The sequence below is a fragment of the Caulobacter endophyticus genome (genome assembly GCF_003116815.1).
Classification (GTDB): domain Bacteria; phylum Pseudomonadota; class Alphaproteobacteria; order Caulobacterales; family Caulobacteraceae; genus Caulobacter; species Caulobacter endophyticus.
The window spans coordinates 50472-63592 of the sequence record NZ_QDKQ01000014.1 but is presented as its reverse complement, the minus strand read 5'-3'; the positions used below and the strand labels follow the sequence as shown (position 1 = coordinate 63592).

The following is a 13121-nucleotide window of genomic DNA, read 5'->3' as shown; positions in this document are numbered from 1 at the left end:
GGGAGGTAGCGCGAACATCCGTTCGCGTCGTTCGGCGGCCCCGCTGGCGCGCCTCCTCTAATAGGGGCAGATCCGGTCACGAGAGACCGGGCGATGGTTGGAGCACGAGATGCCGCTTCCCTTGATCAAGGCTGTTCGCGCCTATGTGGTCCGCGGGGGCGGCGCCGACTATCACGACCAGGGCGAAGGCCACTGGATCGACGACCACATCGCCACCCCGATGTCGCGCTATCCCGAGTATCGCCAGAGCCGCCAGAGCTTCGGCATCAACGTGCTCGGCACCCTCGTGGTCGAGATCGAGGCCGTCGACGGCACGATCGGCTTTGCGGTGACCACCGGCGGCGAACCGGCCGCCTACATCGTCGAAAAGCATCTGGCCCGCTTCCTCGAAGGTCGCGACCCGACCGAGGTCGAGAAGATCTGGGACCAGATGTACTTCTCCACCCAGTACTACGGCCGCAAGGGCCTTGTCGTGAACGCCATCTCGGGCGTCGACCTGGCGCTCTACGACCTGATCGGCAAGCTGCGCCAGGAGCCAGTCTACGCCCTGCTGGGCGGCAAGGTCCGCGACGAGCTGACCTTCTACGCCACCGGCGCGCGTCCGGACCTGGCCAAGGAGCTGGGCTTCATCGGCGGCAAGATGCCCCTGCACCACGGCCCGGCCGAAGGTGAAGAGGGCCTGCGCAAGAACCTCGAAGAGCTCGAAACCATGCGCAACCGCGTGGGCGAGGACTTCTGGCTGATGTTCGACTGCTGGATGTCGCTGGACCTGAACTACGCCACCAAGCTGGCGCACAAGGCCCACGAGTACGGCCTGAAGTGGATCGAAGAGGCCCTGAGCCCCGACGACTACTGGGGCTACCGCGACCTCAAGAAGAACGCCCCTCCCGGCATGCTGGTCACCACCGGCGAGCACGAAGCCACCCGCTGGGGCTTCCGCATGCTGCTGGAAATGGAATGCTGCGACATCATCCAGCCGGACGTGGGCTGGTGCGGCGGCGTCACCGAGCTGATCAAGATCGCCAACCTGGCCGACAGCAAGGGCGTGATGATGATCCCGCACGGCTCGTCGGTGTACAGCTACCACTTCGTCATCACGCGCCATAACAGCCCGTTCGCCGAGTTCCTGATGATGGCGCCGAAGGCCGACGAGGTCGTGCCGATGTTCCATCCGCAGCTGATCGGCGAGCCCGTTCCGGTCAACGGCAAGCTCAAGCTCGGCGACGCGCCCGGCTTCGGCGTCGAGCTGAACCGCGACGTCGGCCTGCACCGTCCGTATCCGCGGTAAGCCGCGCCTCCCCTTCCCCCATTACCCCTAGAGCCAGAAGACCATGAAACTGTTGCGTTACGGCCCGCGGGGCGCCGAAAAGCCCGGCCTGCTGGATTCCGAAGGCAAGATCCGCGACCTGTCGGGCCACGTGTCCGACATCACCGCCGCGGACCTGACCCCGGAAGGCCTCGCCAAGATCGCCGCCATCGACCCCACCACCCTGCCGGTGGTCGAAGGCTCGCCGCGCTACGGCGTGCCGATCGCCAATGTCGGCAAGTTCCTGGCCATCGGCCTGAACTTCGCCGACCACGCCAAGGAAGCCGGTCTCGAGCCCCCGCCCGAGCCGATCTTCTTCACCAAGGCGATCTCGTGCCTCAACGGCCCGAACGACCAGGTCATGCTGCCCAAGGGCGCCGAGAAGGGCGACTGGGAAGTCGAGCTGGGCGTCGTGATCGGCAAGCGCGCCCGCTACGTCGAGCAAGCCGAGGCCCTGGACTACGTCGCCGGCTACGTGCTGGTGAACGACGTCTCCGAGCGCGCCTTCCAGAAGGAAATGGGCTCTCAGTGGGACAAGGGCAAAGGCTGCGACACCTTTGGCCCCGTGGGCCCGTGGGTCGTCACTGCCGATGAAGTGGGCGACTGCCAGAACCTCGACATGTGGCTCGACCTCAACGGCAAGCGCATGCAGACCGGCAACAGCAAGACGATGATCTTCGGCGTCGCCGAGCTGATCGCCTACATGAGCCGCTTCGTCACCCTGGAGCCGGGCGACATCCTCACGACGGGCACCCCTCCGGGCGTCGGCGAAGGCCAGAAGCCGGAAAAGATCTTCCTGAAGCCGGGCGACGTCATGACCCTGGGCATCGAGAAGCTGGGCGAGCAGCGCCAGGAAGTCATCGCCTGGACCAAGGAAGGCGTCTCGTGACCGTCTACGCCAACCGCTACGCGGGCCGCGCCGCCGTCATCACCGGCGGCGCCTCGGGCCTGGGCAAGGAAACCGCCCGTCGCATCGTCGCCGAAGGCGGCAAGGTCGCCCTGTGGGACCTCAACGCCGAGGCCCTGAAGGTCGCCGCCGAGGAAGTCGGCGCCAGCTTCACCTACGCTCTGGACGTCTCGGACGAGGCCCAGGTGGCCGCGGCCACGACCGCCAGCGTCGAAGCGCTGGGCAAGATCGACGTGCTGGTGAACTCGGCCGGCATCACCGGCGCCACGGTTCCGGTGCACGAGTTCCCGCTCGATAGCTGGAAGCGCGTCATCGACATCAACCTGAACGGCCTGTTCTACTGCTGCCGTTCGGTGGTGCCGCACATGCTGGCGGCCGGCTACGGCCGCATCGTCAACGTCGCCTCGGTCGCCGGCAAGGAAGGCAATCCGAACGCCAGCGCCTATTCGGCGTCGAAGGCGGGCGTGATCGGCCTGACCAAGTCGCTGGGCAAGGAACTGGCCGGCAAGGGCGTGATCGCCAACGCCCTGACCCCCGCCACCTTCGAGAGCCCGATCCTGGAGCAGCTGCCGCAGAGCCAGGTCGACTACATGCGCAGCAAGATCCCGATGGGGCGCCTGGGCGAAGTCGAGGAAAGCGCCGCGATGGTCTGCTTCATGGCCAGCGAGGAGTGCAGCTTCACCACCGCCGCCACCTTCGACACGTCCGGCGGCCGGACCACCTTCTAGTTTGATACCGGGCCTGCCCGCCCCTCGGGACGGGCAGGCCCGCAGTCCACGAGCCCAAGGGGACAGGCATGGCGTACGCGGGTCCGATCATCGACGCCCACATGCACCTGTGGGATCTCGACAAGCACTACTATTCGTGGCTGCAGGACGTTCCCCTGCCGGGCAACCCGGCGGGCGACATGGCCATGATCGCCGGCAAGAACTACCTGCCCGCCGACTACGCCGCCGACGCCCTGCCCTGGCGCGTCCAACGCCTGGTCCACGTCGAGTGCGGCCTGCCGACCGACAAGCAGCTTTCCGAGACCGACTGGCTGGAAGGCCTGATCGCCGCCGGCGCCCCCATCGGGGCCATCGTCGCCGGCGCCAACCTGGACGATCCCGCCGTCGAGGCCCTGCTGGAGGCGCACGCCTCGCGGCCCCACGTGCGCGGCATCCGCCAGATCGTCAATTTTCACAAGGACCCGGCCAAGACCTACGGCCCGTCCGACCTGCTGCTGAACGACCAGTGGCGCGCGGGCTTTAGCCTGCTGGCCAGGTACGGCCTGTCGTTCGACCTGCAGCTCTATCCCTCGCAGATGGCGACGGCCGCGGCCCTGGCCGACGCCCATCCCGACATTCCGCTGGTGGTCAACCACGCCGGCATGCCGACCGACCGCGACGAGGACGGCCTGGCGCTCTGGCGCGCGGGCCTGGCGACGCTGGCCAAGCGTCCGAACGTCTCCTGCAAGGTCTCGGGCCTGGCCATGGTCGACCGCGCCTGGACGGTGGAAAGCCTGCGCCCGTTCGTCCTCGAGGTCATCGAGACCTTCGGCGTGGAGCGGACCATGTTCGCCAGCAACTTCCCGGTCGAGAAGGTGCACGGCTCCTTCGACGCCTTCTACAGCGCCTATGACGCCATCACGGCCAGCTTCAGCGACGCCGAACGCGAGCGCCTGTTCGCCGGCTCGGCCGCCGCCGTCTACCGCATCGCCTGAAAACCAAGAAACGACGCCAGGAGGAAACCATGAGCACGCTGACCGAAGGCCGCCCGATCGCCTTCCGCATGCAATTGAAGCCCGGCGTCGCCGCCGAGTACGAGCGCCGTCACGACGAGCTGTGGCCGGACCTCGCCGAAGCGCTGCGCAGCGCCGGCATCTACGACTATTCGATCTTCCTCGACGAAGAGACCATGAGCCTGTTCGCCGTGCTTCGCCTGAAGCCGGACAACAACAAGGACGCCCTGCCCCTGCAGCCGGTGATGAAGCGCTGGTGGGACTTCATGGCCGACCTGATGGACGTCCATCCGGACAATAAGCCGGTCGAATGGCCGCTCAAGCCCGTCTTCTACTTCGAGGGCTGAAACCAGTGATCAAGCGTCCCGCCCTCTTCGGCCTCGCCGCCGCCCTGCTCGCCACGACCGCCCTGTCCGGCGCGACTGCGGCCGAGCCGACGCGCTACGTCATGACGGCGTTCACCAACGCCAGCCAGTCGAACATGAGCGTGTACGACTCGGTCGACGGCTCGCGCTTCACCCTGCAGAAGCCGCTGGCCTACACCCCGCCCAAGGGGCTGATCCGCGATCCCAGCGTCATCAAGCGCAAGGACGGCTTCTACTACGTCGCCTACACCACCGGCTGGACCAGCAACACCATAGGCCTGGCCCGCAGCAAGGACCTGGTCGACTGGACGTTCCTGCGGGACGTCACCGTCGATGTGCCGGCCTCGACCAACACCTGGGCGCCGGAGTGGTTCGTCGACGCCGACGGCTCCGAGCACCTGATCCTGTCGGTCTCGACCACGGGCATCGCCGGGCAGTTCCAGCCTTACCGGATCACGGCGCAGGACGCCGACCTCGCCAGCTGGAGCGCGCCGCGCCCGCTGTCGGGCATGGGCCCCAACTACATCGACGCCTTCGTCGTGCGCGAGGGCTCGCAGTACCAGGCCTTCGCCAAGAACGAGACCACCAAGTTCATCGAGCTCCTGACCGCCCCGTCGCTGGACGGCCCCTGGCAGGTCAAGGGCGGCGGCGACTGGGCCGGCTGGGGCAAGTTCCTCGAGGGCCCCGCCCTAACGCGCACGCCCGAAGGCGCCTGGCGCATCTATTTCGACGAGTACATGGCCAAGCGCTACTGGTACTCCGACAGCACCGACGGCTTCCGCACCTGGACGCCCAAGAAGGAACTGCCCGAGCTGTCGGGCACGGTGCGCCACTTCACCGTGCTGAAGGAAGGCGGCGACCAGGCGGTCGCGGCCAAGCCGGCCGAAGCCCACAAGATCACCTGGGACAAGTACTCCCTGAAGGTCGACGGCGAGCGCATCTATTCGTGGGGCGGCGAGTTCCATCCCTTCCGCGTGCCCAGCCCCGACCTGTGGCGCGACATCCTCCAGAAGATGAAGGCCAGCGGCTACAACACCGTCGCCATCTACATCGACTGGGGCTACCACTCGCCCAAGCAGGGGGTCTACGACTTCTCGGGCATCCGCGACATGGATCGCGTGCTGACCATGGCCAAGGAAGAAGGCCTCTACGTCATCACCCGCGCCGGCCCGTACGTGAACGCCGAGCTGACGCGCGGCGGCTTCCCCGGCCACCTGGTCAACCAGCAGGCCCGCGCCCGCACCGACGCGCCGGAATACATCCAGGCCGCCGACGAGTGGCTGAGCCAGATCAACAAGGTCATCGCCCGCCACCAGCTGACCACCGGCCAGGGCACGGTCATCGCCCACCAGATCGAGAACGAGCTCGACGTCGTGGGCGCCCCGCAGCAGCGCTACATGCAGTGGCTGGCCGACAAGGCCCGCGCGGATGGGATCACCGTCCCGCTGTTCCACAACGACAAGGGCCGCAACGGCTACTGGGTGCCCAAGGGCTCCAACGTGCCCGGCGCGGTCGAAGGCCCGACCGACCTCTACGCCTTCGACGGCTACCCGGGCGGCTCGTGCAAGGTCGACTCAACCCCCTCCTCGCCCGGCGTGGCGCCCGACTGGGGCCTCTACGGCGCCGGCGGGGCCAAGGGCGGCGCCTCGGCCAGCCCCAATACCCCCGGCTTCGCGGCCGAGTTCGGCGGCGGCTGGTTCGACTACTGGGGCAGCAACGGCGACTACGACTGCACCGCCATCCATCGCGGCGTCGGCTACCAGCGGGTGTTCTACGGAACCAACATCGCCAACGGCCTGACGATCCAGAGCTTCTACATGACCTATGGCGGCACCTCGTGGGGCTGGTCGCCGGCCCCGGTGGTGTTCAGCTCCTACGACTACGGCTCGGCCATCGACGAGACCCGGGGCCTGCGCGACAAGGCCCGCGTCATGAAGCAGATGGGCCAGTTCCTGAACACGGTCACCGACCTGCGCCGCATGGACAAGGGCGAGGCCGTCGTTCCGTCGAACGACAAGGTCCGCGTCTATCACAACGTCAACGCCGAGACCGGCAGCCACCTCTATGTGGTGATCCACAACCCCAGCAGCGCCACTGGCGACGAGGCCTTCACCTTCAAGGTCAAGACCCGCGACGGCGAGTACGTGGTCCCCTCGCGGATCAAGGGCCAGGACAGCAAGATGCTGATGGCCAGCTACGATCTGGGCGGTCAGCGGCTGGTCTATTCGACCTCCGAGATCCAGACCCACCTGCCCTGGAACGGCGGCGACCTGGCCTTGATGTACGGCCGCGCCGGCGAGGCGGGCGAGACGGTCCTGCGCTACGCCGAGGCCCCCAAGGTCGAGGTGCTGGAAGGCCAGGTGTCGTCGAGCTTCGACGCCGCCAAGGGCGACCTGAAGCTCTCCTACCAGCACGCGGGCCTGGCCCGCGTGCGCGTCACCGGCGGCGGCCGTCCGCCGCTCGTGCTGCTGCTGGCGGATGAAGCCACGGGCCAGACCTTCTGGCGCCAGGACACCGCCGCCGGGCCCACCCTGCAGCGCGGCCCCGGCCTCGTGCGCACCGCCGCCGTCAAGGGCGCGGTCCTGTCTCTGACCGGCGACACCGAGACGCAGAGCGCCCTGGAAGTCTTCGCCCCCAAGGGCGTGAAGTCCGTCCGCTGGAACGGCGCGGCCGTCGCCGCCAAGGCCACGGCTTCGGGCTCGCTGCTGGCGTCCAAGCCGCTGGCCGGCCCCGCCGCCGTCACCGTGCCCGACCTGGCCAGGCTCGACTGGAAGACCGCCGCCGGCTCGCCGGAGTCGGATCCGGCCTTCGACGACAGCGCCTGGGCCAAGGCCGAGGGCAAGCGCGGCGGCTCCACCGTGCGTCCGCCGACGGGCCAGCCGGCGCTCGACATGAGCACCCACGGCTTCCACCACGGCGACGTCTGGTATCGCGGCCGCTACAAGGGCCGCGCCGACATCGACACCCTGACCCTGCACTACGGCGCCGGCGGCGCGGGGATGCTGCAGGTCTGGCTGGACGGCAAGTTCCTGGGCCAGCACGAGCTGGACGGCGGCCTGCCCCGCCCGATCACCACGGGCGTGGCGACCTTCAAGCTGCCGGAAGACCTGCGCGGCGACGGCGAGCACGTACTGTCGGTGATGGTGCGCAACAACGGCCACAACTGGGACCTCGACGCCGACGACTTCCACAAGGAAGCCCGCGGCCTGGTCTCGGCCTCGCTGTCGAGCCCCACCAGCTACAGCTTCGCCGTGCCGATCAGCTGGAAGATCCAGGGCAACAAGGGCGGCGAGGACATCGCCGATCCGGTGCGCGGCCCGATGAACGAAGGCGGCCAGTACGGCGAGCGGATGGGCTGGCACCTGCCGGGCTTCCCCGACCAGGCCTGGCAGAAGGCCGACATGGCCGCGACCACGCCCTACGCCGGCACCACCTGGTATCGCACCAACTTCGACCTGGCCCTGCCCAAGGACCAGGACGTGACGCTGGGCCTGACGATCGGCGATCCGAAGACCCCGCGCTCGCCCGGCCGCTATCGCGTGCTGATCTTCGTCAATGGCTGGAACATGGGCCAGTTCATCGCCCACGTCGGCCCGCAGCGGACCTTCGTCCTGCCCAACGGCATCGTCGATCCGCACGGCAAGAACACCATCGCCCTGGCCGTAACCAGCGACGGCGCCCCCGGCGACGCCCTGGAAGCGGTCAAACTGGAAGTGCTGCGCAACGTGGAAGGCGGCGTGCCCGTCGCCCGCGTCCCCGCGCCGAACTACAAGCAGTAGGCCCCCGCCTACCTCAAGACCTACCCTTTAGGAGACTACCGTGCCCAATCTCGCACACGGCATCGAGGCCAAGGACGTCAAGGCCAAGATCGCGCTTCTGATCAGCAACCTCGTCGACATCACCGACGAGACCGGCGAATTCCTGCTGCGTCTCGACGACGGCCGCGTCATCGACACCAAGGGCTGGAACGACTGGGAGTGGACCCACGGCGTGGGCCTCTACGGCCTGTGGAAGCAGTACGAGATGTACGGCGACGAGCGCGCCTTCGACATCATGACCAAGTGGTTCGCCGACCGCTTCGAGGCCGGCACGCCGACCAAGAACATCAACACGGTCTCGCCGTTCCTGACCCTGGCCTACCTCTACGAGGCCACCGGCGACCACACCTACATCCCCTACCTCGAGACCTGGGCCGACTACGTCATGTACGAGGGTCCGCGCACCGAGGAAGGCGGCTTCCAGCACATCGTCTTCAACAGCGAGAACCCGCAGCAGCTGTGGGACGACACGCTGATGATGAGCGTGCTGCCGCTGGCCAAGATCGGCCTGCTGCTCGACCGCCCCGACTTCGTCGAGGAGGCCAAGCGCCAGTTCATGGTCCACATCAAGTACCTGGCCGACCGCAAGACCGGCCTGTGGTTCCACGGCTGGACCTTCGAGGGCCGTCACAACTTCGCCGACGCCCTGTGGGCCCGCGGGAACTGCTGGGTGACGATCGCCATCCCGGAGTTCATCGAGCTGCTCGACCTGAAGCCGGGCGACGGCCTGCGCGCCTTCCTGATCGACGCCCTGGAAGCCCAGATCAAGGCCCTGACCGAATACCAGGACCAGGAAACCGGTCTGTGGCACACGATCATCAACGACAAGACCTCGTACCTTGAAGCCTCGGCCACGGCCGGCTTCGCCTACGGCGTGCTTAAGGCCGTCCGCAAGCGCTACATCGGCAAGGAATACGAAGCCGTCGCCATCCGCGCCATCAAGGGCGTGCTGGCCAATATCGACGACGCCGGCGAACTGCAGCAGGTCTCGTTCGGCACCCCGGTGTTCGACACGATCCAGGGCTACAAGGACATCCCGCTGACCTCGATGCCGTACGGCCAGTCGCTGGCCATGCTGGCTCTGGGCGAATTCCAGCGCGCCTTCATCTAGGCGCCGCCTCCGAACTAATCCGGTCCGGCCCATCGCCGGACCGGACTTGGGGGCGACAAGACCCCCTCCTCTTGGGAATGAGACGCACATGGCCACGCCAGACGCCCGCAAACCGTCCTGGATCAACTATTGGGGCTGGGGCTCCGGCGACATGCTGGGGGCCGGCGCGCAAGCCGTGATCACCGGCTGGCTGGCCTACTTCTTCATCACCTTCTGCGGACTGTCGCCGGTCGAGACCGGCCTGATCCTGGGCCTTCCGCGCCTGCTGGAAGCGATCACCTGCCCGCTGATCGGCTACATCTCCGACAACCTGCGCCACACCTGGATCGGCCGCAAGGTCGGGCGGCGGAAGATCTTCCTGCTGCTGACCATCCCGCTGCTGCCCAGCTTCGCCCTGATCTTCGTCTCGGGCCAGACCTTCACCTACTACCTGGTGACCTTCATCTTCTTCGAGTTCGTCTACACGATGTTCCTGATCCCGTGGGAAACCCTCGCGGCGGAAATGACGAAGGATTACAAGGAGAAGGCCAAGTTCGCGGGTGCCCGCATGCTGATCGCCCAAAGCTCGGCGATCCTGGCCTCGTACCTGCCCACGCTGATCATCAACAACTTCGGCGGCAAGGACAGCTCCAATACCTTCCTGATCATGGCGGCCATCTTCGGCGGCCTGTTCAGCCTGGTCGTCGTGCTGGTGGTGCTGTTCACCTGGGAACGCCCCTACACCGACGAGGAAAAGCTGATCCAGCCCGAACCCATGGACTGGGGCAAGGCGGCGCTGATCCCGGTCAACATGTTCCGCGACCTGTTCTCGACGCTGAAGCTGAAGGCCTTCCGCCAGCACCTGTCGCTCTATCTGGGCGGCTACATCAGCCAGGACATCTTCAACACCGCCTTCCCGCTGTTCGTGGCCACGGTGATGGTCGGCTCGACCCTGGTGATCTCCCAGGCGATGACGATGATGTACTTCGCCCAGCTGATCTCGGTGATGATCGCCATCCGCGTGATCATTAAGACCGGCCCGACGGCGGCCTACCGCATGGCCATCGCCTTCGTCAGCGCGGCCCTGCTGCTGTTCCTGGGCTTCTACCTCGTCAGGCCGGCCGGCTTCGCCGCGGGCGTCGAGGGGCTGCACGGCAACATCTTCAACGCGGCCGGTTCGGGCTTCAACCCCACGGTCCTGTTCTGGCTGTTCCTGCCGATCATCCTTGCGGGCCTGGGCCGCGGCACGCTGAACTTCGTGCCCTGGGGCGTCTACAACTACCTCCCCGACGTCGACGAGGCGGTCACCGGCCAGCGCCGCGAGGGCATCTTCGCCGGCGTCATGACCTTCGTGCGCAAGATCGCCCAGTCGGGCGCCATCCTGCTGACCACAACCCTGCTGGGCCTGGGCGGCTTCGTCTCGGGCGGCAAGGGCCAGGTGGTCCAGCAGACCCCGCAGGCGATCCACACCCTGGTGCTGATCATGGTCGGCGGCCCGATCCTGGTGATGGTCACGGGCATGATCATCTCGTGGAAGTTCCGCCTCAACGCCAGGACCCACGAGGTCCTGGTCCACGAGGTCGAACGCCTGCGCGCCGGCGCCACCGAGGCCGAGACCCCCGAGTCCAAGGCCATCGTCGAGGACCTCACCGGCTGGAAATACGAACGCCTCTGGGGCCGCGGCGAGAAAGCCAAGCCCTCGGTCACCAGCGACCAGATCCCGGACATCAACTGATCACGAAACTAGAGCCCTTCCCCCTTGATGGGGGGAAGGGTTGGGATGGGGGTGGAACCGCGCGTTCCGCCCCCATTTTCGTTTCAAGACCCAGCGCCGTGGTCACCCCCATCCCCGGCCCTTCCCCCATCAAGGGGGAAGGGAGCCACGACGACCCTCCCCCCGAAGGGGGAGGTGGCCCGGAGGGCCGGAGGGGGAAGTAACTGCTGACGATAAGGCGGCCGCTGGCTCACAGACCACGTCCCCCTCCGTCGGCTTCGCCGACACCTCCCCCTTCAGGGGGAGGATCTCAAGCCGCCTGCGCCTGTCCCCACCGCGCCACCATCTCCAGCAGCCGGCCAGGATTGATCGGCTTACCCAGGTGGTCGTCCATGCCCGCGGCCATGCAGGTGGCCACCTGTTCGGGCAGGACGTTGGCGGTCATGGCCACGATCGGCGTGCGCATGCCCATCGGCTCCAGCGCGCGGATGCGGCGCGTGGCGGTCAGGCCGTCCATCACCGGCATCTGCACGTCCATCAGCACGAGGTCGTAGGCCTTGCCGGCCTTGAAGGCGTCGACCGCCCCCACCCCGTCGACGGCGGTCTCAACCTCGACGTCGAACGGCGCCAGCAGCGCGCCGATCAGCTCGCGATTGGCGGCGTTGTCCTCGACCAGCAGCAGCCGCACGGGCCGCTCCAGCGCCGCCGGCTGCGGCGCGGCCGGCAGGTCGTTGGCCACGGTCTCGGTGACCGGCAGCTCGACCTCGAACCAGAAGGTCGAGCCGCGCCCCGGCGCGCTCTCGACGCCGATCTGTCCACCCATGGCCTCGATGATCCGCTTGCAGATCGCCAGGCCCAGACCCGTGCCGCCGAACCGCCGCGAGACGCCCGCGTCGGCCTGGATGAAGCGCTCGAACACCGCCTCGTGCATGTCGTCGGGCAGGCCGATGCCGCTGTCGCGCACCGCCATCCGCAGGCGCTGGCCGACCGGCGACGGCTCCTGGCTGACGCTGATGACGATCTGCCCCTCGCTGGTGAACTTCACCGCGTTGGACAGGAAGTTCAGCAGCACCTGGTTCACCCGCGCCGCGTCGCCCAGCAGGGGCTTGAGCCCCTGGCCGAACTCGATCAGCACCGGCAGGCCGTTGGCCTGGGCCTGGCTCTCGATCAGGGCCGCGGCCGAGCGGGCGATCTCGCACGGCTTGAACGGTTCGGCGTCGAACTCCAGCCCCGCCTCCAGGCGCGAGAAGTCGAGCACGTCGTTGATCACGCCCAGCAGGGTGTTGCTGGCCTCGTGGATCAGCCGCACCTGGCGCGCGTCGGTCTCGGCCAGGGCCGAGGACTGCCGCAGGAGGCCCGAAAAGCCGATGATCGCCGTCAGCGGCGTGCGCAGCTCGTGGGTCATGTTGGCCAGGAAGTCGGCCTTGGCCGCGGCCGCCGCCTGGGCCTGGTGCGCGGCCGTCGCCAGCTCCTGCGCCAGGCGCTTGCGCTCGGTGATGTCGCGGCTGGTGGCGATGAAGCCCCCGCCCTCTTCCTTGGGCACCAGCGAATAGGTGCTCTCGATCCAGATCGCCTGGCCGTCCTTGCGCAGGAACTGGTACTCCAGCGTGCTGCTGTCGCTGGGGGTCTGCAGCGTGCGGATGGCCGCCACGGCCTTGGCTCCGTCCTCGTCACTGACGCCCAGCAGGTTAGGCGCGACCAGGAACTCGGCGGGGGTGTAGCCCGTCAGCCGCTCGATGGCCGGCGAGTTGTAGCGGCGCCGCCCGTCCGGCCACCACATCGACAGGGCGTCGGTGAGGTTGTTGGCCAGGATGCGGTACAGCGACTCGTGCTCGCGCAGGCGCGACAGGGTCTGCTCGGCCTCGCGGCGGCGACGTTCGGCCTCCTCGGCCGTCTGCCGCTGGATCTTCAGGCTGCGCGAGAGGTCCAGCTTGGCGGCCTTCAGGTTCAGGCGCTGGCTGTGCAGGAAGTAGAACAGAGGCCCGCCCACGATGACCACGATGGTCATCGTCATCCACGGCGTGAACACCTCGGCCCGCTGGAGGACCAGGATGTTGACGCAGTAGTCCGTCGTCACCGCCATCAGCGCGGCCAGCACGACAGTCGCAACGGTTCTCACGAACTTGGCTAGAAACATGGCCCCAGGGTCGACGTCACGCCGGATCGAAACGGCTCGATCCCGTTCCTTGTCGCTCATCTAG

9 protein-coding genes are annotated in these 13121 nt (G+C 67.5%); 8 read left to right on the top strand and 1 reads right to left on the bottom strand.

All coding sequences use genetic code 11. The annotated features are described in order from the left end of the window. Positions 1-109 precede the first annotated feature (109 nt). The 8 genes from rhmD (at position 110) to DDF67_RS02265 (ending at position 10941) form a co-directional block, all read left to right on the top strand. A complete protein-coding gene (rhmD, locus tag DDF67_RS02300; protein WP_109099348.1) occupies positions 110-1288 on the top strand; it encodes an L-rhamnonate dehydratase in 1179 nt (392 codons plus the stop codon). A gap of 43 nt (positions 1289-1331) precedes the next feature. Further along, complete coding sequence (locus DDF67_RS02295; protein WP_109099347.1) at positions 1332-2195, top strand: fumarylacetoacetate hydrolase family protein; 864 nt, start codon at positions 1332-1334, stop codon at positions 2193-2195. Next, complete coding sequence (locus tag DDF67_RS02290; protein ID WP_109099346.1) at positions 2192-2941, top strand: SDR family NAD(P)-dependent oxidoreductase; 750 nt, start codon at positions 2192-2194, stop codon at positions 2939-2941. Before DDF67_RS02295 ends, DDF67_RS02290 begins: the two co-directional genes overlap by 4 nt. A 68-nt stretch (positions 2942-3009) precedes the next feature. Then, the gene (locus DDF67_RS02285) at positions 3010-3915 is read left to right on the top strand and encodes an amidohydrolase family protein (RefSeq protein WP_109099345.1); all 906 of its coding nucleotides are present in this window, start codon (positions 3010-3012) and stop codon (positions 3913-3915) included. A 29-nt stretch (positions 3916-3944) separates the two neighbouring features. After that, positions 3945-4280: an L-rhamnose mutarotase gene (rhaM, locus tag DDF67_RS02280; RefSeq protein ID WP_109099344.1), complete on the top strand. Its 336-nt coding sequence runs from the start codon at positions 3945-3947 to the stop codon at positions 4278-4280. A gap of 5 nt (positions 4281-4285) precedes the next feature. Beyond that, positions 4286-8077, top strand: a complete 3792-nt coding sequence (locus DDF67_RS02275) for a beta-galactosidase (protein ID WP_233247507.1) — start codon at positions 4286-4288, stop codon at positions 8075-8077. A gap of 40 nt (positions 8078-8117) precedes the next feature. Beyond that, entirely contained in the window at positions 8118-9227 is a 1110-nt protein-coding gene (gene bglB, locus DDF67_RS02270; protein ID WP_109099342.1) for a beta-galactosidase BglB, read from the top strand. Between the two features lie 88 nt (positions 9228-9315). After that, the gene (locus DDF67_RS02265) at positions 9316-10941 is read left to right on the top strand and encodes an MFS transporter (RefSeq protein ID WP_109099341.1); all 1626 of its coding nucleotides are present in this window, start codon (positions 9316-9318) and stop codon (positions 10939-10941) included. A 289-nt stretch (positions 10942-11230) separates the two neighbouring features. Here the strand turns inward: DDF67_RS02265 and DDF67_RS02260 are convergent, their stop codons facing one another. After that, positions 11231-13039 carry a hybrid sensor histidine kinase/response regulator gene (locus DDF67_RS02260; protein ID WP_158277973.1) on the bottom strand — a complete coding sequence of 603 codons (1809 nt, stop codon included), beginning with the start codon at positions 13037-13039 and terminating at the stop codon, positions 11231-11233. Positions 13040-13121: the final 82 nt, after the last annotated feature.

Excerpts from the sequence above, each read along its gene's own strand:
- rhmD (WP_109099348.1), top strand. The coding sequence starts at position 110 with ATGCCGCTTCCCTTGATCAAGGCTGTTCGCGCCTATGTGGTCCGCGGG.
- DDF67_RS02295 (WP_109099347.1), top strand. The coding sequence starts at position 1,332 with ATGAAACTGTTGCGTTACGGCCCGCGGGGCGCCGAAAAGCCCGGCCTG.
- DDF67_RS02285 (WP_109099345.1), top strand. The coding sequence starts at position 3,010 with ATGGCGTACGCGGGTCCGATCATCGACGCCCACATGCACCTGTGGGAT.
- rhaM (WP_109099344.1), top strand. The coding sequence starts at position 3,945 with ATGAGCACGCTGACCGAAGGCCGCCCGATCGCCTTCCGCATGCAATTG.
- DDF67_RS02265 (WP_109099341.1), top strand. The coding sequence starts at position 9,316 with ATGGCCACGCCAGACGCCCGCAAACCGTCCTGGATCAACTATTGGGGC.